This is a genomic window from Pseudomonas sp. PA27(2017) (assembly GCF_001945445.1).
Lineage (GTDB): Bacteria > Pseudomonadota > Gammaproteobacteria > Pseudomonadales > Pseudomonadaceae > Aquipseudomonas.
In genome coordinates this window covers 1-17720 of record NZ_MSXW01000012.1, presented here as the reverse complement: position 1 = coordinate 17720, position 17720 = coordinate 1, and the positions used below count along the sequence as shown (strand labels likewise).

Here is a 17720-nt window from a genome sequence, read left to right as displayed (position 1 = left end):
AGCGGGTTTGCACTCAGGTGCCTTCCCGCTAACATCGGGCACGGTATTGCGAAAGCGGTACCGTGCCCTTTGTTTTTCACCGCAAGCATTCTTTCCAGGCGCCCATGAACGACATCAGCATCCCCGAACAGTACGACCTGCAAACCGCAGCCCTGAAGGTGCCTCCGCACTCGATCGAGGCCGAGCAGGCGGTGCTCGGTGGTTTGATGCTCGACAACAACGCCTGGGAGCGCGTGCTGGATCAGGTGTCCGATGGCGACTTCTATCGCCATGACCATCGCCTGGTCTTTCGCGCCATCTTCAAGCTCGCCGAGCGCAACCAGCCGTTCGACGTGGTTACCCTGTCCGAGCAGCTCGACAAGGAAGGGCAGTTGTCGCAGGTCGGCGGCCTGGCGTATCTGGGCGAGCTGGCCAAGAACACGCCGTCGGTGGCCAACATCAAGGCCTACGCGGGGATCATTCGCGAGCGCGCCACTCTGCGCAAACTGATCGGCATCAGCAACGAGATTGCCGACAGTGCCTACGCACCCGAAGGCCGTACCGGCGAGGAAATTCTCGACGAGGCCGAGCGGCTGATCTTCCAGATCGCCGAAGCGCGACCGAAGACCGGTGGCCCGGTGGGCATCAACGACATCCTGGTCAAGGCCATCGACCGCATCGACGAGCTGTTCAACAACGGTGACGCGATCACCGGCCTGTCCACTGGCTTCACCGACCTGGACAACCTGACCAGCGGCCTGCAGCCGGCCGACATGATCATCGTCGCCGGTCGTCCGTCGATGGGTAAGACCACCTTCGCCATGAACCTGGTGGAAAACGCGCTGATGCGCAGCGACAAGTCGATCCTGGTATATTCCCTGGAGATGCCTTCCGAATCCATCGTGATTCGTATGCTGGCGTCCCTCGGTCGCATCGACCAGACCAAAGTGCGTGCCGGCCGCCTGGACGATGACGACTGGCCGCGGCTGACCTCGGCGGTCAACCTGCTCAATGACCGCAAACTGTTCATCGATGACACCGCCGGTATCTCGCCCAGCGAAATGCGCGCACGCACCCGGCGTCTGGCCCGCGAGCACGGCGAGATCGGCCTGATCATGGTCGACTACCTGCAGCTGATGCAGATTCCCGGCTCCAGCGGTGATAGCCGGGTCAACGAGATTTCCGAGATCTCGCGCTCGCTCAAGGCGCTGGCCAAGGAATTCAACTGCCCGGTCATTGCCCTCTCGCAGCTCAATCGGGGTCTGGAGCAGCGGCCCAACAAGCGCCCGATCAACTCCGACTTGCGTGAATCCGGGGCGATCGAGCAGGACGCCGACATCATCCTTTTCGTATACCGGGACGAGGTCTACCACCCGGAGACCGAGTACAAGGGCGTCGCCGAAATCATCATCGGCAAGCAGCGTAACGGCCCCCTGGGGACCGCGCGCCTGGCCTTCCTCGGCAAGTACTCGCGTTTCGAGAACCTGGCGCCCGGCAGCTACCAGTTCGACGACGAGTGACGGCTCAGCCGGCCGGCTGGAACACCGCGTAACCCGAGCGGCCGGCTGCCTTGGCCTGATAGAGCGCCTGGTCGGCTGCCTTGTAGAGGCCGGCGAACTGCTCGGCATGCTGGGGATAGAACGCCGCGCCGATGCTGATGCTGACGGTCAGGGCGTGGCCGGCATAGTCCACTGGCCGAGCCAGTTCGGCGAGCAGGCGTTCGGCGACATCCCTGGCGTAGTGCTGGGCATCGGCGCCGCCGATCAATACCGCGAACTCATCCCCGCCCAGGCGCGCCACCGTATCGCTGCCGCGCACATGCTCGCGCAGCCTTCGGCCGATGTGCTGCAACAGCATGTCGCCGGCATCGTGGCCGTGCTGGTCGTTGATCGGTTTGAAGTGATCCAGGTCGATCAGCAGCAGTGCCAGGTTTTCATCGCTCTGCCGCGCACCGCGCAAGGCGCTCTCGCACTGCTCCACCAGATGGCGGCGGTTGGGTAGGTCGGTCAGGGCATCGTGAAAGGCGGCATGCCGCAATTCTTGCTTCTGCTGGGAGAGTTGCAGGTTGGCGCTTTTCAGTTCGGCGGTACGCCGGTCCACGGCCAGTTGCAGATCATCGGCGCTGGCCTGTACCTGGGCCAGGCGCGCGCCTTTTTCCTCGTCGGCGCGCTGCAGCGCTTCAGCCCGCTGGTTCTTCAGCAACTGGATGCGGTAGGCGAGGGCGAACGAGAACAAGATCGACTCCAGCGCCACCGCGACCGGAAACACATAACTGTTCCAGGCCGCTGGCTGAATGATGCCGGTAGCGCGCAGCAACAGCAGATTGACGCTCGCCAGGATCATGCCGTACCCGCAGAAGTACAGGCAGGCCGGAAAGTAGCCCTGGCGCCAGCGCTTCAGCGAAGCCCAGATGGCGGTGGGGATGGTGGTGATCGCCAGCAGCACGAAAATCCAGGCGCCAACCGCGCGCAGACCAAAGGCGTCGGCCGCGACGGCGGTCAGGTACAGGGCACAGCTGATGGTCAGCAAATGATGAGCCCAGGGCAGGAAACGGCGGGTCTGCAGCAGTTTCTGAGTGAAGCGGCAGGCACCGAAGCCCCACAGTGCCGGCACGCTGATGCGATCGAGCCAGAAGGGCACCGCCGAGCCGGGCCACAGGTACTGGAAGCCATGGCCGGTCATGCCGAGAATCATCAACAGCGCGCCGGCGGTGGTCACCACGTACCAGAAGTAGGCGCTGTCACGCAGTGCCAGGAAGATGAACAGGTTGTAGAGCAGCAGCGCAGTGATCACGCCGTAGATCACGCCGAGCCAGAGATTTTCCCCGGCGGCCTGCGTTTTCAAGTCGTCCAGTTGCCAGACCTTGAGCGGAAAGGAGTTGCCGGCCGGGTCATAGCTGCGCAGGTAAAAGGTGAGTGGCTGCTCGCCCAGTTCTGGCAGGCGCAACAGCATGCGGCGGTGGGGATGGTCGCGACCCTCGGCGAAACTCACCTTCTCCCCGGACTGGCGCTTTTGCCAGCCTCCCTGGCCGTCTGGAAAGTACAACTGCAGGTCGAGCAGGGTGACCGAGGCGACTTCCAGCCACCACTGGCTGGGCGCCATGGTCTCTGCGCGCAGAGTCACCTTGACCCACCAGGGGTTGGGGTTCTGGCCAACGCTGGCCTTGCCGTTGGCGGGCGTGAAGCGCTGCTGCACGGCCGGGTCGGCCATGTCGTCGATGCTCAGCGCCGCGCCGGGATCTTCGAGCAATTCCACCTGGCCGTTGAGACTCTGGCCGCTGCTGCTGGCCGTCAGGCTGATGACCTCGGCCTGCGCCGAAAGGCTCAGGGTCGCCAGGATCAGGATCTGCGACAGGAATGTGGCTAGGCGCTGCAAGCGGGGGCTCCTGGAGGCGAGCGGGTCTTGTTGTGTAAGCCTAAGCGTACACCGAACGCTGTGCTTTTGAATGACCAAAGCGAAGCGCGATACCTGCTATCGGATGCCCGGTACAACCTAGCGTGGCAGTCGGGTTTGGTTAAAATTTGTGCTATATTCCGCGCCCCGTGAAATTCCTGATCAAAAACGGTTACCGCCATGCAAGCCGCCAAGCCGCTGTTCGACTATCCCAAATACTGGGCCGAGTGTTTCGGCCCGGCGCCTTTCCTGCCGATGAGCAGGGAGGAGATGGATCAGCTCGGCTGGGATTCGTGCGACATCATCATCGTTACCGGTGATGCCTACGTCGACCATCCTTCGTTCGGCATGGCGATCATCGGCCGTCTGCTGGAAGCCCAGGGCTTTCGCGTGGGCATCATCGCCCAGCCGAACTGGCAGTCCAAAGACGACTTCATGAAGCTCGGCGAGCCGAACCTGTTCTTCGGCGTGGCGGCCGGCAACATGGACTCGATGATCAACCGCTACACCGCGGACAAGAAGATCCGCTCCGACGACGCCTATACACCGGGCGGCCTGGCGGGCAAGCGTCCGGATCGCGCCAGCCTGGTGTACAGCCAGCGCTGCAAGGAAGCGTACAAGCACGTGCCGATCGTGCTCGGTGGCATCGAGGCATCGTTGCGCCGCATCGCCCATTACGACTACTGGCAGGATCGCGTGCGCAACTCGATTCTGATCGACGCAGCTGCCGATATTCTCCTCTACGGCAATGCCGAGCGAGCCATCGTCGAGGTTGCCCAGCGCCTGTCCTACGGCCAGAAGATCGAAGACATCACCGATGTGCGCGGCACCGCGTTCATTCGCCGTGATACGCCGAAGGACTGGTACGAAGTCGACTCTACGCGCATTGACCGCCCGGGCAAGATCGACAAGATCATCAACCCGTACGTGAATACCCAGGACACCCAGGCCTGCGCCATCGAGCAGGAGAAGGGGGAGGTCGAGGACCCGAACGAAGCCAAGGTCGTGCAGATTCTCGCCAGCCCGAAGATGACCCGCGACAAGACGGTGATTCGTCTGCCGTCCATGGAAAAGGTGCGCAACGATCCGGTGCTCTACGCTCACGCCAACCGCGTGCTGCACCTGGAAACCAACCCGGGCAACGCCCGTGCGCTGGTGCAGAAGCATGGCGAAATCGACGTGTGGTTCAACCCGCCCCCCATTCCGATGACCACCGAGGAAATGGACTACGTGTTCGGCATGCCCTATGCGCGCATTCCGCATCCGGCGTATGGCAAGGAAAAGATCCCGGCCTACGACATGATCCGCTTCTCGGTGAACATCATGCGCGGCTGCTTCGGCGGCTGTACCTTCTGCTCGATCACCGAGCACGAAGGTCGCATCATCCAGAACCGTTCCGAAGAGTCGATCATTCGTGAGATCGAGGAAATTCGCGACAAGGTGCCTGGATTCACAGGCGTCATTTCCGACCTGGGCGGCCCGACCGCGAACATGTATCGCATCGCCTGCAAGAGTCCGGAAATCGAATCCGCGTGCCGCAAGCCGTCTTGCGTGTTCCCTGGCATCTGCCCGAACCTGAACACCGATCACTCATCGCTCATCCAGCTGTACCGCAGTGCCCGTGCGTTGCCGGGCGTGAAGAAGATCCTCATCGCGTCGGGCTTGCGTTACGACCTGGCCGTCGAGTCGCCGGAGTACGTCAAGGAGCTGGTCACCCACCACGTCGGTGGTTATCTGAAGATCGCCCCGGAACACACCGAGGAAGGTCCGCTCAACCAGATGATGAAGCCGGGCATTGGCAGCTATGACAAGTTCAAGCGCATGTTCGAGAAGTACTCCAAGGAAGCGGGCAAGGAGCAGTACCTGATTCCTTATTTCATCGCAGCCCACCCCGGCACTACCGATGAAGACATGATGAACCTGGCCTTGTGGCTCAAGGAGCACGGCTTCCGTGCTGACCAGGTGCAGGCGTTCTACCCGTCGCCGATGGCCACGGCCACGGCTATGTACCACTCAGGCAAGAACCCGCTGCGCAAGGTCACCTACAAGAGCGACGCGGTGACCATCGTCAAGAGCGAAGAGCAGCGGCGTTTGCACAAGGCGTTCCTGCGCTACCACGATCCAAAAGGCTGGCCGATGTTGCGCGAGGCGCTGCAGCGCATGGGCCGTGCGGATCTGATCGGTGATGGCAAGCATCAGCTGATCCCGACCTATCAGCCGAAGGCCGATGAGTACCAGAGTGCCCGGCGCAAGAACTCCACGCCGGCCGGTAGCAAGAAGGTCGCTGGCAATGGCGGCGGCAAACCGGCGGGTGGACGCATTCTCACCCAGCACACCGGCCTGCCGCCGCGTGGTAGTGATGGCAGCAAACCCTGGGACAAGCGCGAGCAGGCCAAGGCCGCCGCTGAAGCACGTAACCAGCAGGCTGCCCGCGAGCGTGCAGGGGCTGGCAAAGGCAAGAGCAAGAAACCGGCGAAGAAGCCTGCGGTACCGCGTTAAAGGGCGGTTCAAGGCAAAAGCAGGCATTGTTGCTTTTGCCTGTGGGAACGGGCCATGCCCGTGACTTTTTCGCGGCATGGACTGGGCGTCCCCGCCCGCTCCCACAAGTGGGTTAGGGACAGCTTTCGTCACTTACCTTCTTGTTCAGCCCTGACTAGTCGGCACTGAACCGGCAAGTCAGGTAGCGGTTGCTGAGGCCGTAGCGCAGGATCGAGAAAAGGCGCTTGAACAGGTACAGCGGGTGCCGACGGTAGTAAGCCAGTACGGCGTTGCCGACTCCTTCGGAGCGATGCTCGCGAGCCGCTTTCTGCGGTTTTTTGAACAGCCCGGAAAACTCCCAGCGCTGGATCTGCTCGAAGCGTGCCCCTGGCCGCAGGCCATGGCGGCGAAACAGGGCGAAGAAGCTGCGCGGGCTGAAGTCATGCAGGTGATGGGGATTGCCGTCCAGGGTCGGTGTGGTCGGTACGGAGGCGATGATTACCCCACCTTTGGCCAGTAGCCGTACGTAATTGCCGATCAAGCGTTGCGGGCTGGGCAGGTGCTCGATGGTTTCCAGGCTGACGATGCTGTCGAAGCCCGCGTCGTCGGCGAAGGTTTCTGCATTGGCGCACTGGTAACGCAGGTTCTCGCGCTGATAGTTGGCCTGGGCGTAAGCGATCGCTTCGGGGTCGATATCGATGCCGACCACCTGCTTGTCCGGATGCTGCTCGGCCAGCATGGCGCTGCCGTAGCCGCAACCACAGGCCATATCCAGCACCCGCTGACCCCGCAGGGAGCGGCTGGCGAACCCGTAACGCTGCAGGTGCAGGTCGAGGGTTGCCTGGTCGGCAGCCAAGCGCTCATCCATCTTCAGCGGGTAAATGCGTTCTAGCGTGTGCATGATGACCATTCCCTGGAAATGAGGTATGGAAATATAAAGCATTCCATCCTCGTCGGTACCGGCACGTTGCCGACCTGTGTCAGCCGTAACGTTTCTTGGCCTCGATAGCCAGGCCGCTGCCGATGCTGCCGAAGGTGTTGCCTTCCACATGCCTGGCGTTGGGCAGCAGCGCAGCGACGCTCTGGCGCAGGGCCGGCACGCCGCTGGAGCCGCCGGTGAAGAACACCGTGTCGACCTGCTCCAGGCCCACGCCTGCATCGCTGAGAAGCGTGGTCACGCTACCGCGGATGCGTTCGAGCAGTGCCGAGATGCTGTCCTCGAACAGCCCGCGGGTCAGCTCGGCGCTCAGGCCCGCCTCGATACGCTGCAGGTCGATGAGGTGTTGCTGTTGCTCGGTCAGGGCGATCTTGCTTTCTTCGATCTGCATCGCCAGCCAGTGGCCGGCGCGTTGCTCGATCAGCTTGAACAGGCGGTCGATGCCGGTCGGGTCGACGATGTCATAGCGCATGTTCTGCAGCGCCCGCTGCGAGGCAGCCGAGTAGACGACGTTGATGGTGTGCCAGGTCGCCAGGTTGAGGTGGAAACTGGTGGGCATCAGCGCGTCGCTCTTCATCCGGCTGCCATAGCCGAACAACGGCATCACGCCTTGCAGGCTGAGCTGCTTGTCGAAGTCGGTACCGCCGATATGCACGCCGCCGGTAGCCAGGATGTCGCCCTGACGCTCAACGAGCTGGCGGCGCTCCGGTGCCAGGCGCACCAGGGAGAAGTCCGAGGTACCACCGCCGATGTCGACGATCAGCACCAGCTCTTCGCGCTCGATGGTGGATTCGTAGTCGAAGGCCGCGGCAATCGGCTCGTACTGGAAGGACACGTCCTTGAAGCCGAGCTTCTGCGCCACGGCGGTCAGAGTGTTTTCGGCTTCCTGATCGGCCAGCGGGTCGTCATCCACGAAGAACACCGGGCGGCCCAGTACCACGGCTTCAAAGGGGCGTTCGGCGACCGCTTCGGCGCGCTTTTTCAGCTCGCCGATAAAGAAACCGAGCAGGTCCTTGAACGGCAGGGCGCTGCCCATCACCGCTGTTTCGCTCTTCAGCAGCTTGGAACCGAGCAAGCTCTTGAGCGAACGCATCAGGCGGCCTTCGTAGCCTTCCAGGTACTCGTGCAGGGCCAGGCGGCCGTAGACGGGGCGGCGCTCTTCGAGGTTGAAGAACACCACGGAGGGCAGGGTGATCTTGCCGTCTTCCAGCGGGATCAGCGTCTCGCCGCCCGGGCGCAGCCAGCCGACGGTGGAGTTGGAGGTGCCGAAGTCGATACCGCAGGCGCGGGCAGGGGTGGATAGTGGCATGTCGCGCGGCTCCTGAAAAAACGGCCGCGCATTCTAGGCGAAATGATCGTGCAGCGCTGCCGCTTCGTCAGGGCAGTGGCGGATTTTGCACTTCGCGGCGCTCGCGCCATTGGCCCCATTCGAAGCCCAGTACGACGATCAGCGACAGGGCGAAGGGCAGCAGCAGGTAGAAGCCGCGGAACACGATCAGCGCCGCCAGCACGTCCGAGGCAGGGATTTCCGGCAGGGCTGCCAGGAAACTGACCTCCAGTACACCCAGGCCACCCGGTGCGTGGGACAGCAGGGCCAGGGAGAAGGACGCCAGGAATACGCCGAGCACCACCATGTAGCCGGGATTGTAAGCTTCGGGCAGGGCGAAATAGATGATCGCCGCGGCGCAAGCCAGCTCCAGCGGGCCTGCCAGCAACTGGCGGCCAACGATGCGCAGGCGCGGGTACTCGACATGCAGCTTGCCGAACGTCCAGGGCTTGAACTGCAGCCACGAGCCCAGCACGTAGAGGCCTACCAGCAGCAACAGGAACCCGCCGACGGCTATCGAGACCAGCGGGGTGACGTCCAGCACGCGGTGGATCAGATCCGGCTGCAGCACCAGCACGCAGCCGCTGGCCAGCAGGGTGCCGAGGGCGAAGGTGAAGGAACAGAAAACGATCAGGATGCCGATTTCATGGGGCGTCAGGCCCTTGGTGCGGTAGGCGCGATAACGCACCACGGCGCCGGAGAACACCGACGCGCCGATATTGTGGGCCAGGGCGTAGGTGGTGAAGGAGCACAGGGTGATGAAGCGCCAGGAGATCTTCTTGCCCAGGTGGGCGATGGCGATGCGGTCGTACCAGGCGAGCGCCGAGTAGGCACCCAGGGTGGCGGCGGCTGCGAGAATCCAGTTCAGGTGCGGAATGGCCCTGAGGCTGCCGGCGATTTCGTCGAGGGAAATGTTGCGCACTTCGCGGTAGAGCAGGAAGCAGGACCCGACCACGGCGCACAACCCGATCAGCGTCCAGATCAGGTCACTGCGTTTTATCGTGGGTTTTGTACCTTGCAACGGCGATCCCCTGTTTCACGTCTTTGCGAGCAGTCGATTGTGCATTCGATGAGCTGTCGCATCCATCGTTCAGACCCTTTCCCTGAGGTAAGACCTGGTAGGTTGTGGTCGTACAGGGTGCGCAGTATCCCGGAGGCGGGCCGGTTGCTCAACTGGCACCGTTTTGCAGCCCGTTACCGAGTGTTTCTTGTTACAGCACCAAACCCAGCGTGGCCGCGGTCAACAGGGTATAACGCAGGGTTTTCGCCAGAGTGACGATAAGCGTGAAGCGCCACAGTGGTTCACGCATGATACCGGCGACCAGGGTCAGTGGATCGCCGATCACCGGCAGCCAGCTTAGCAGGAGCGACCAGCGCCCGTAGCGGCCGTACCATTGCTGTGCCTGTTGCAGGCGCCGATCACTGACCGGAAACCAGCGCCTGTTGCGATAACGTTCCAGGTAGCGGCCCAGCCACCAGTTGACCAGCGAGCCCAGCACGTTGCCCAGGCTGGCGACCAGTACCAGCATCCAGGCTGGCTGCGCGCCGCCGAGCAACAGCGCCACGAGAAGTGCCTCGGACTGCAGGGGCAGTAGTGTCGCCGCACCGAAGGCGGCGGCGAACAGCCCGAGATAGGCGTATAAATCCGGCAATGCTATGGGCTGTCAGGGCTTCTTGTCTGCTTCGGCGTTGGCCATGATCTCCTCCAGCTTGAGGCCGGTGAGGTCATGGATGGTGCGCCACAGGTAGTAGAAGATGGCCATCAGCATGATCATCGACGGAATGGCGATCATCGGGTAGCTGAGCAGGGTCATGCGGCCCAGTTCGTCGTTGAAGGCCTCGCTGCCGGCCGGGCTGGTGACGATCCATTTGGCCAGTACATAGTTCATCGCCGAGGAAAAGAAGAAAGTGCCGCTGAGCCAGTAGGTGGCGCGCAGCAGGCGTGCTTCGAAGCGCCCGGTATGGCCGCCCTGCTCCAGACGGTCGTGGATCTTGTCGACGTTGAGTACCGTCTTGTTGAACAGCAGCGTGCGGATCAGCGGGTAGCGGGTTCGCGTCGATACCAGCACGGCAATGCCGATCAGCCCGGGAATCGCTGCCTCCTTGATGGCGAGCCACTGGTTGTCCAGGTGCAGCAAGCCGATGCCACCGGTGAGGATCACGCTGACCAGGCCGAGCAGGGCGACGAAGTTGAATTTGCGGTATTTGACCAGCTCGAACGCACCCCAGCCCAGCGGGAATGCCAGGGCCAGCACCAGCGCGCCATCCGGGCCCAGGCGGGCTTCGCCGCTGAGCTTCATGAGGATCAGCGACGGGATCACGATGCTGATCAGCAGGTCGATGAACGGGCGGGGTTTGTGCGGTGCTGCAGGTGTTTGCGTGGTGTCGGTCATGTCGATGCGCGTAAATGGGCGAGCGCCGATGATCGCCTGACTGGGGCGCTGGCGCCAGCCCGATTGTCGGTGCAACCACCACAAAGTTCTTCGCTGGTCGGGCGAGGCAACTGACCGATCAGTGCCGCGATGGCATCGCTGCTTGCTGAAATTGGCCGGTCACTGGGGTAAAATTGCCCACTTTAGTTGCAAGGTGAGCGGCGGCGACCCGCCGGTGCTGTTTTACTGCCCGGCAGCCGATTTTGTTGAAGCGTTCATGGGGATGGCCAGATGGGCCCGCTGCGTTGCCATGGTGTTCTGTTTCTCGCGTTGCTGCTGTTGTGCGCACGCGCAAACGCCGAGCTGCGCATCCTCACCGAGCCGGGCCCGCCCACGGCGTTCATGGAAGATGGCGAGCTACGCGGCTTCGGTGTCGATGTGGTGCGTGAGCTGATCAAGCGAACCGGTGCCACTGCGCAGATCGAGATGATGCCCTGGACCCGCGCCTACACCCTGGCCCAGCGTGGCCCGAACGTGGCGCTGTTCGCCATGGTGCGCACGCCCGAGCGTGAGTCGCGCTTCCATTGGGTTGGGCCGATCCTGCACGGCAAGGTGCGCTTCTACTCGCTTAAGTCGAGTGGGATGCAGGTCGACAGCCTCGACGATGTGGCGGCCAGCGGCCCGCTGGCGGTACCCAAACAGTGGTACAGCTACGAGGCGCTGCAGGCCAGGGGGCTGCAGAACCTGTACGGCGTGCCGACGCCGCAGACCATGGTCACGCTGTTCGCCCATGGCCGCGGTAACCTGATTTTGCTCGAGGACATCCTGCTGCGTGACATGCTCGCCCCGGCCGGTCTCGAACCGGCGGACGTGCAGCCGCAGATGGTGTTCATGGAGTCGTCGTATTACATCGCGTTTTCCCGCGATACCGACCCGGCCATCGTGGCGGCTTGGCAGGAAGCGCTGGCGGAAATGCGCCGAGATGGCAGCTTTTCGGCGATTTTCCGCCAGTGGCTGCCCGATGTAGAGCCACCTACCGCCCTGCGCTGAGTTGGCGGGAAATTTGCTGCGACGCCTGCATCAGCCGAAGGCCGACGCACCCGCGCGGCAGCCTGCGCAGTTGCCGGCACCTGGCCCATCGGTCGCAGCACGACACAAGAATTCGCTTCAGACGGCAGGGGACAAGGCCGTCGGGCACCCGATTCATTCGACGTTTGGACAATGCCTATGACCAACATGCAACGTGCTTCCCATCATGAACTGCGGCGCGCCTTCCGCACCCTGCTGGCTTCGGGCGCCTGCTACCACACCGCCTCGGTTTTCGACCCGATGTCCGCGCGCATCGCCGGCGACCTCGGCTTCGAGGTCGGTATCCTCGGCGGCTCGGTCGCCTCGCTGCAGGTGCTGGCAGCGCCGGATTTCGCGCTGATCACCCTGAGCGAGTTCGTCGAGCAGGCCACCCGCATCCATCGGGTTTCTCGCCTGCCGGTGATCGCCGACGCTGACCACGGCTACGGCAACGCCCTGAACGTGATGCGCACCGTGGTCGAACTGGAGCGCGCCGGTATCTCCGCGCTGACCATCGAAGACACCCTGCTGCCTGCCCAATTCAACCGCAAGTCGACCGACCTGATCAGTGTTGCCGAAGGCGTCGGCAAGGTACGTGCTGCCCTGGAAGCACGGGTCGATTCGGACTTGGCGATCATCGCCCGTACCAACGCCGGTGTGCTCAGCGTCGAGGAAGTCATCAAGCGGACCGTGGCGTATCAGAAGGCTGGTGCCGACGCTATCTGCATGGTCGGTGTCGAGGATTTCGAGCACCTGGAGAAGATCGCCGAGCACCTTAGCGTACCGCTGATGCTGGTGACCTACGGCAATCCCAAGCTGCGCGACAATGAGCGCCTCGCCAAGCTGGGCGTGCGCATCGTGGTCAACGGCCATGCGGCCTACTTCGCGGCCATCAAGGCCACTTACGACTGCCTGCGCGAGCAGCGCAACGCCGTCGCCAGTGACCTGAGTGCCTCGGAGCTCGCGCACAAGTACACCCAGCCCGAGGACTACGTGGCCTGGGCCGACGAGTTCATGAACGTCAAGGAGTAACCCGCTTCACCTGCCACGCCGGACAGCGGCCGCGCAACGCGAGCCGATTCGTCCGCCGTCGGCTGCCCCTTGCCAACCCCGCCCGCGCGCTCCTATCTTCCGATCAGCACCTTTTTTCGGGAGAGCGACATGGCCACCGGTTGGGCGCAAGACGGCGCCGTGCAGGAACAGATCGACAGCACCATCGAAGACGCCGTGCAGCGCGCGCGCAGTCAACTGCCCAAAGGCGAAAGCCTGACCCATTGCGAAGAATGCGAGGCGCCGATTCCCGAAGCGCGACGCCAGGCCGTTCCCGGCGTGCGACTGTGCGTGAACTGCCAGGCCCAGGCCGATCAGGAACAGGCCAAGGCCGGAGGTTTCAACCGTCGCGGCAGCAAGGACAGCCAGCTGCGGTAGTCAGCTGGGTCGAGTAAGGGTCTTGTAGTAGATGGCGTTGGCCCGGTACTGGCCGTCCGGCCCGCAGGCGTAATCGGGCAGGCCGCCGATGCTGGTGTAGCCCAGGGCGCGATAGAGATTCTCCGCGTCGCTGCCAGCCTCGGTATCCAGGTAGAGAAGGCCGCGCTGCAACTGCCCGGCATGGGCTTCGAGCTGCTGCATCAGGAAGCGGGCGATACCGCGGCGGCGCGCGCTGCCCAGCACCAGCAGTTTCTGCACTTCGCCGCGATTCAAACCGTTGGGTTTCAGGCACAAGCTAAGCTGCACCGAACCCAGCACTTTTTCATCCTCTTCAGCGACCCAGATCGCCAACGCGCCGCTGCAAAGCGCGCGGCGCACGTCGTCGAAGTAGGCGTCCGCCTGCTGGGTGTCGATATCGGCCAGGAAACCGACGGAGGCGCCGCTGGCCACCGCATCGAGCAACAGGGCGATCAGACCCTGGCGACAGGCGTCGAAACTGGCCTCGTCGAGCTGGCGAATCTGCAGACTCATGGCGTGCTGCGCTGTGGAGTCAGGATCAGCTGCATGAAGGTCAGGTCCAGCCAGCGGCCGAACTTGCAGCCGACCTGAGGCATCTGCCCGGTGATGCTGAAACCCAGACGCTCATGCAGGCGCACCGAGGCGGCGTTGCCGCTTTCGATGGCGGCGACCATCACGTGCTTGCCGACCTCCCCAGCCCGCTCGATCAGCGCCTGCATCAGCAGCGGACCGAGGCCCTGGCCGCGAGTGTCGTGGCGCACGTACACGGAGTGTTCGACCGTGTTGCAGAAACCCTCGAAGGGCCGCCAGTCGCCGAACGAGGCGTAGCCCAGCACCTGTTGTGCCTCGTCGACCGCCACCAGAATCGGATAGCCCTGTGCGGCACGCGCATCGAACCAGGCCTGGCGGTTGGCCAGATCCACGGGGCGCTCGTTCCAGATGGCCGTGGTATTGAGCACGGCATCGTTGTAGATGGCGAGCAGGGCGGGCAGGTCGTCTGCAACGGCGTTACGTATCGCAAGGGACATGGGCAGGCTCGGAGTGTATGTCGTGGCGGTCAGTATCGTGCGACAAGCTCGCCGTAGGCAAACGTGAATTGCCTGCGCTTGAGCGGTTCGTCGCCGAAACCGCTTGCTGTAATGGCAGATCGCCTAGTATGAATAATCGTGCAGGTTGGTGAAACGCCCCGATCCGATAACAGCGGAGAACGACATGGCATTGTTTCCGGTGACTGTGGCCAAGCGGATGACCGTAGGTGTACTGCTGTTGCTAAGCCTGACTGCCCTGGCGGTTTACTCGGTCATGGCGCTGCGTGGCAAGCCACAGCTGATGGCGGTCGGGGTGACATCCGCCGAGCAGGCCGCCGCCGCGCTGGCGCGTCAGCTGGCACTGCAGCTCAGCGAAATTCAGGGCACCACGGCTGGCCTGGCGCATTTGGCCGAGGCGTTGCCGCGCGATGCCGAGTTGGTGCGAGGCGTGCTGCCGGGGGTGATCGACAGCCAGGGTAATGCCGCCATCGCCGGTGGCGGCCTGTGGCCCGAACCGGGTGCCTTCGAGAGCGGCGTGGCGCTGCGCAGCTTCTTCTGGGCGCGCAGTGCGAGCGGCGGCCTCGAGTACAGTGACGATTACAACGCCGCCTCCGCGCCGCCCTATCAGCAGGAGTCTTGGTACAGCTCGGCGCGCTCGTCTGCACCCGGTCGCTGCGTATGGTCCGACGGTTATCTGGACCCGGTGACCAGTGTGGCGATGACCACCTGCAGCGTTCCCTATCAGTTGGCTGGAAAGTTTGCCGGCGTGGCGACAGTGGATCTGCGCCTCGACGGCCTGGCCACTTTCCTGAGTGAGCGCGGCAACGTCACCGGCGGCTATGCCTTCGTGGTCGATCAGGCCGGTAACCTGCTGTTCTTCCCGGGTGCCAAGGCCACCGATGGGCTGCCGACACTGGCCGGGCTGGTGGAGCGCGATTCTGCGATCGCACCGTTGCAGGCTGCCTTGCAGGCCGCGCGCGGCGGCACAACGACCAGCATGCTCGATTTCGACGTGCGCCTACAGGGCCGCTCCTACGTCAGCTTCGCGCCCTTGGGGGATACTGGCTGGCAGCTCGGGCTCGTCACGCCCGAGGGCCAGGTCGCTGGCCTGAGTGACCGCCTGACCGGAGAACTTCTGCTCTTCCTGCTGCCTTTGCTGGCCGTACTGCTTGGCCTGGCGTGGCTCGCCGGGCGTCGTTTGCTGGCGCAGATCGAAGAAACCACCGCGCAGATCGAGCAGCTCGGTGAGGGTGGTGGAAGCGAGTTGCCCGTCGGTCGAAGTGACGAAATCGGTGCGTTGCGCTCGGCGGTGAATCGCTATGCCGGTTCGCTGCGCAACATGCTGCTCGATATATCGGAACAATCGCGCGTGCTCGAGCGCCAGGCTGCCGAGCTGGCGAGCCTGTCGCAGGCCATCGCCGAGCGGGCCGAAACCCAGCGTGAAGACAATGCCTTGTTGGCTACCGCCATCACCGAGATGTCGGCCAGTGCCCAGGAAGTGGCCGGCAATACCACAGATTGCTCGGATACCGCAGACCGCTCCCTGCTGTCGGCGCGTGCAGGCCAGGTGAACGTGAGCAGTAACAGCGCGTCGATTCAGGCGCTGGCGGAGGAGATCGGTCAGGCCGAAGCGGCTATTGGCCGTCTAGGCAGCGACATCGAGCGGGTCGGCAGCGTGCTCGAGGTGATTACTTCGATTTCCCAGCAGACCAACCTGCTGGCACTCAACGCGGCGATCGAGGCGGCGCGCGCCGGGGAGCAGGGGCGCGGCTTCGCCGTGGTGGCGGATGAGGTGCGTACCCTTGCCGGCCGTACTCAAGCGTCCGCCAACGAGATTCAGGTGATGATCGGCCAACTGCGCGATGCGTCGGGCCAGACCGTCGCCACCATGCAGGCAGGCGTGCGACGTACCCACGAAGCGGTCGAGCAGGCCAATGGCGTCGCGGTCACCCTGGAAGGCACGGTCAATGGCTTCGAGGATATCGTGCAGCGCGCCCAGCAGATCGCCGTCGCGGCCCAGGAACAAAGCCACGTGACCCAGGAAATCAGCGAGCTGGCCGTGCGTATTCACGGCGCCAGCGAAGAGGGCGCACGGGATTCCGGAACCTTGCGCGAGCTGGGCCGGGCCATCGAGGAGCTGTCCCAGCGGCTCGCGCGGATGAGTCAGGGGTCCAAGTGACGGGCAGGCGAGCCCGTCAATCGCTTACTTGTCGCGGTCGACCGCGAACGGGCCCCAGGCCTGACGGCTGGGCATGATTTCCAGGCGGTTGATGTTGATATGGGCAGGCAGGGTGGCGACGTAGAAGATCTGCTCGGCGATATCTTCCGCGCTCAATGGCGTGGTGGTGCTGTACAGCGCATCGGAGGCCGCCTGGTTGCCCTTGGTGCGCACCAGAGTGAACTCGGTTTCCGCCATGCCCGGGGCGATGTCGGTGACGCGCACGCCGGTGGACACCAGGTCGCAGCGCAGGTTGAAGCTGAACTGTTTTACGAATGCCTTGCTGGCGCCGTACACGTGGCCGCCCGGGTACGGCCACTCGCCGGCTACCGAACCGATGTTGATGATGCTGGCGCCCTTGCCGGTTTCCAGCAGCTTGGGCAGCACCGCGTGGGTGACGTTGACCAGGCCGGTGATGTTGGTGTCGATCATGGTGTGCCAGTCTTGCAGCGCCACCTTCTGCGCGGCTTCCGGCGCCAGGGCCAGGCCGGCGTTGTTGATCAGCGCGTGGATCTTGTCGAACGGCGCCGGCAGGCTGTCGACCAGGGCCTGCACGGCAGTGGCATCGCGCACGTCGAGGGTGGCGATATGCACAGGCACCTTGCCTTGTAGCTCGGCCTTGAGTTCCTCCAGGCGCTCCTGGCGGCGGCCGGAAAGCACCAGCGCCCAGCCGGCCTCGGCAAAGCGGCGAGCGGTGGCGCGGCCAAAGCCGGAAGTGGCGCCGGTGATGAAAACTACCTGGGTCATGTTCTGCCTCTTGTCTGTCGTCAGTGAACACCGCCGGCCAGTGGCCTGGGCGATTCGTGCTGATCGACTGCCGGAGTGGGCTCGTCGACGCGGATCGTCGCCACCCTGGCGCCTGCGGGTTGGCCGGCAGGTGAAAGTGGGGTGGGCGGGCGGTAAGAATAACCGGCTTGGGCAGCTGCCGCGTAGGTACAGTGGCGGCCTTTTACCACTTTGAACAGGCTCTTGGAGCCTGTTCAAAGTCTTGTATGCGCATGAAGAGGCAGCTACAAGGCAGAAGCGGCAACTCAAACCAACCTGTGGGAGCCCCGACCTCGGGGCGAAACGATTGCAGCCTGACCGCCTATCGGCGGTGCCTGACTAATTCGCCGCGAGGTCGCGGCTCCCACAAAAACGGGCCAAGTTCTCAGAGCCTGTTCAAAGTCTTATCTGCGCATGAAGCGGCAACTACAAGGCAGAAGCGGCCGTTCGCTACGTAGGGTGGATCGGGGCGCGTAGCTGACGCTCTTTTCATCCACCGTTGCGATCACGGGGCGGTGGACGGGGCGGGCCGCGTAGGTGAAGCGTCGTCTACGCGACCCGGTCCACCCTTGTATCTCGACTACAGCCTTTCAGTGAGGTTATGGTTCCCGACTGATCATCGGGGGGAGGAGCTGCAAGCCGTGTCCACCCTTAAGCCTTGAGCTTGCGACGTAGATTGCGCTGCGCCCCTCCACACTCATCCGCTAAG

General features: G+C 63.5%; 15 protein-coding genes and 1 pseudogene. 7 read left to right on the top strand and 9 right to left on the bottom strand.

The window, feature by feature from the left end; translation table 11 throughout:
* Positions 1–104 precede the first annotated feature (104 nt).
* The gene (dnaB, locus tag BVH06_RS05415) at positions 105–1499 is read left to right on the top strand and encodes a replicative DNA helicase (RefSeq protein ID WP_075932396.1); all 1395 of its coding nucleotides are present in this window, start codon (positions 105–107) and stop codon (positions 1497–1499) included.
* Positions 1500–1503: 4 nt separating this feature from the next.
* On the opposite strand, the gene BVH06_RS05410 is transcribed toward dnaB, so the two are convergent.
* Positions 1504–3354: a diguanylate cyclase domain-containing protein gene (locus BVH06_RS05410; RefSeq protein WP_075932397.1), complete on the bottom strand. Its 1851-nt coding sequence runs from the start codon at positions 3352–3354 to the stop codon at positions 1504–1506.
* Positions 3355–3552: 198 nt separating this feature from the next.
* On the opposite strand from BVH06_RS05410, the gene BVH06_RS05405 reads away from it, so the two are divergent.
* Complete coding sequence (locus BVH06_RS05405; protein ID WP_075933462.1) at positions 3553–5871, top strand: YgiQ family radical SAM protein; 2319 nt, start codon at positions 3553–3555, stop codon at positions 5869–5871.
* Positions 5872–6025: 154 nt separating this feature from the next.
* Here the strand turns inward: BVH06_RS05405 and BVH06_RS05400 are convergent, their stop codons facing one another.
* The 5 genes from BVH06_RS05400 to BVH06_RS05380 form a co-directional block, all read right to left on the bottom strand.
* Entirely contained in the window at positions 6026–6751 is a 726-nt protein-coding gene (locus BVH06_RS05400; protein WP_075933568.1) for a bifunctional 2-polyprenyl-6-hydroxyphenol methylase/3-demethylubiquinol 3-O-methyltransferase UbiG, read from the bottom strand.
* A gap of 79 nt (positions 6752–6830) precedes the next feature.
* Positions 6831–8096, bottom strand: coding sequence for an Hsp70 family protein (locus tag BVH06_RS05395; protein WP_075933461.1), 1266 nt, complete (start codon positions 8094–8096; stop codon positions 6831–6833).
* Positions 8097–8163: 67 nt separating this feature from the next.
* Positions 8164–9135: a YbhN family protein gene (locus tag BVH06_RS05390; RefSeq protein ID WP_075932400.1), complete on the bottom strand. Its 972-nt coding sequence runs from the start codon at positions 9133–9135 to the stop codon at positions 8164–8166.
* Between the two features lie 190 nt (positions 9136–9325).
* Positions 9326–9766 carry a YqaA family protein gene (locus BVH06_RS05385; protein WP_075933460.1) on the bottom strand — a complete coding sequence of 147 codons (441 nt, stop codon included), beginning with the start codon at positions 9764–9766 and terminating at the stop codon, positions 9326–9328.
* 12 nt (positions 9767–9778) lie between these two features.
* Positions 9779–10507: a VC0807 family protein gene (locus BVH06_RS05380; RefSeq protein ID WP_075933459.1), complete on the bottom strand. Its 729-nt coding sequence runs from the start codon at positions 10505–10507 to the stop codon at positions 9779–9781.
* A 270-nt stretch (positions 10508–10777) separates the two neighbouring features.
* Here BVH06_RS05380 and BVH06_RS05375 point away from each other — a divergent pair, with 270 nt between their 5' ends.
* From BVH06_RS05375 to BVH06_RS05365, 3 genes are all read left to right on the top strand, one after another.
* Positions 10778–11536, top strand: a complete 759-nt coding sequence (locus BVH06_RS05375; RefSeq protein ID WP_075932403.1) for an ABC transporter substrate-binding protein — start codon at positions 10778–10780, stop codon at positions 11534–11536.
* Positions 11537–11722: 186 nt separating this feature from the next.
* The gene (locus BVH06_RS05370; RefSeq protein WP_075932623.1) at positions 11723–12586 is read left to right on the top strand and encodes an oxaloacetate decarboxylase; all 864 of its coding nucleotides are present in this window, start codon (positions 11723–11725) and stop codon (positions 12584–12586) included.
* A 129-nt stretch (positions 12587–12715) separates the two neighbouring features.
* Positions 12716–12982 carry a DksA/TraR family C4-type zinc finger protein gene (locus BVH06_RS05365; RefSeq protein ID WP_075932404.1) on the top strand — a complete coding sequence of 89 codons (267 nt, stop codon included), beginning with the start codon at positions 12716–12718 and terminating at the stop codon, positions 12980–12982.
* Here the strand turns inward: BVH06_RS05365 and BVH06_RS05360 are convergent, their stop codons facing one another.
* Positions 12983–13513 (bottom strand): GNAT family N-acetyltransferase, encoded by a 531-nt coding sequence (locus BVH06_RS05360; RefSeq protein WP_075933458.1) that lies wholly within the window; start codon positions 13511–13513, stop codon positions 12983–12985.
* A complete protein-coding gene (locus BVH06_RS05355; protein WP_075932406.1) occupies positions 13510–14028 on the bottom strand; it encodes a GNAT family N-acetyltransferase in 519 nt (172 codons plus the stop codon). The genes BVH06_RS05360 and BVH06_RS05355 overlap by 4 nt, the downstream gene beginning before the upstream one ends.
* 184 nt (positions 14029–14212) lie before the next feature.
* Here BVH06_RS05355 and BVH06_RS26235 point away from each other — a divergent pair.
* Both BVH06_RS26235 and BVH06_RS26230 read left to right on the top strand, forming a co-directional pair.
* Positions 14213–15094 (top strand): annotated as a pseudogene (locus BVH06_RS26235) (cache domain-containing protein); the annotation flags it as partial.
* A gap of 273 nt (positions 15095–15367) precedes the next feature.
* The gene (locus tag BVH06_RS26230; RefSeq protein WP_371915268.1) at positions 15368–16207 is read left to right on the top strand and encodes a methyl-accepting chemotaxis protein; all 840 of its coding nucleotides are present in this window, start codon (positions 15368–15370) and stop codon (positions 16205–16207) included.
* Positions 16208–16231: 24 nt separating this feature from the next.
* Here the strand turns inward: BVH06_RS26230 and BVH06_RS05345 are convergent, their stop codons facing one another.
* On the bottom strand, positions 16232–16993 hold the full coding sequence (locus BVH06_RS05345; RefSeq protein ID WP_075932408.1) for an SDR family NAD(P)-dependent oxidoreductase: 762 nt from the start codon (positions 16991–16993) through the stop codon (positions 16232–16234).
* Positions 16994–17720 lie beyond the last annotated feature (727 nt).

What these genes read in the sequence shown, in the direction of transcription:
- BVH06_RS05380 (WP_075933459.1), bottom strand. Translation starts at nt 10,507, where the DNA reads ATGACCGACACCACGCAAACACCTGCAGCACCGCACAAACCCCGCCCG.
- BVH06_RS05370 (WP_075932623.1), top strand. Translation starts at nt 11,723, where the DNA reads ATGCAACGTGCTTCCCATCATGAACTGCGGCGCGCCTTCCGCACCCTG.
- BVH06_RS05405 (WP_075933462.1), top strand. Translation starts at nt 3,553, where the DNA reads ATGCAAGCCGCCAAGCCGCTGTTCGACTATCCCAAATACTGGGCCGAG.
- BVH06_RS05355 (WP_075932406.1), bottom strand. Translation starts at nt 14,028, where the DNA reads ATGTCCCTTGCGATACGTAACGCCGTTGCAGACGACCTGCCCGCCCTG.
- BVH06_RS26230 (WP_371915268.1), top strand. Translation starts at nt 15,368, where the DNA reads ATGCTGCTCGATATATCGGAACAATCGCGCGTGCTCGAGCGCCAGGCT.
- BVH06_RS05395 (WP_075933461.1), bottom strand. Translation starts at nt 8,096, where the DNA reads ATGCCACTATCCACCCCTGCCCGCGCCTGCGGTATCGACTTCGGCACC.
- BVH06_RS05345 (WP_075932408.1), bottom strand. Translation starts at nt 16,993, where the DNA reads ATGACCCAGGTAGTTTTCATCACCGGCGCCACTTCCGGCTTTGGCCGC.
- BVH06_RS05375 (WP_075932403.1), top strand. Translation starts at nt 10,778, where the DNA reads ATGGGCCCGCTGCGTTGCCATGGTGTTCTGTTTCTCGCGTTGCTGCTG.
- BVH06_RS05400 (WP_075933568.1), bottom strand. Translation starts at nt 6,751, where the DNA reads ATGCACACGCTAGAACGCATTTACCCGCTGAAGATGGATGAGCGCTTG.
- dnaB (WP_075932396.1), top strand. Translation starts at nt 105, where the DNA reads ATGAACGACATCAGCATCCCCGAACAGTACGACCTGCAAACCGCAGCC.
- BVH06_RS05365 (WP_075932404.1), top strand. Translation starts at nt 12,716, where the DNA reads ATGGCCACCGGTTGGGCGCAAGACGGCGCCGTGCAGGAACAGATCGAC.
- BVH06_RS05360 (WP_075933458.1), bottom strand. Translation starts at nt 13,513, where the DNA reads ATGAGTCTGCAGATTCGCCAGCTCGACGAGGCCAGTTTCGACGCCTGT.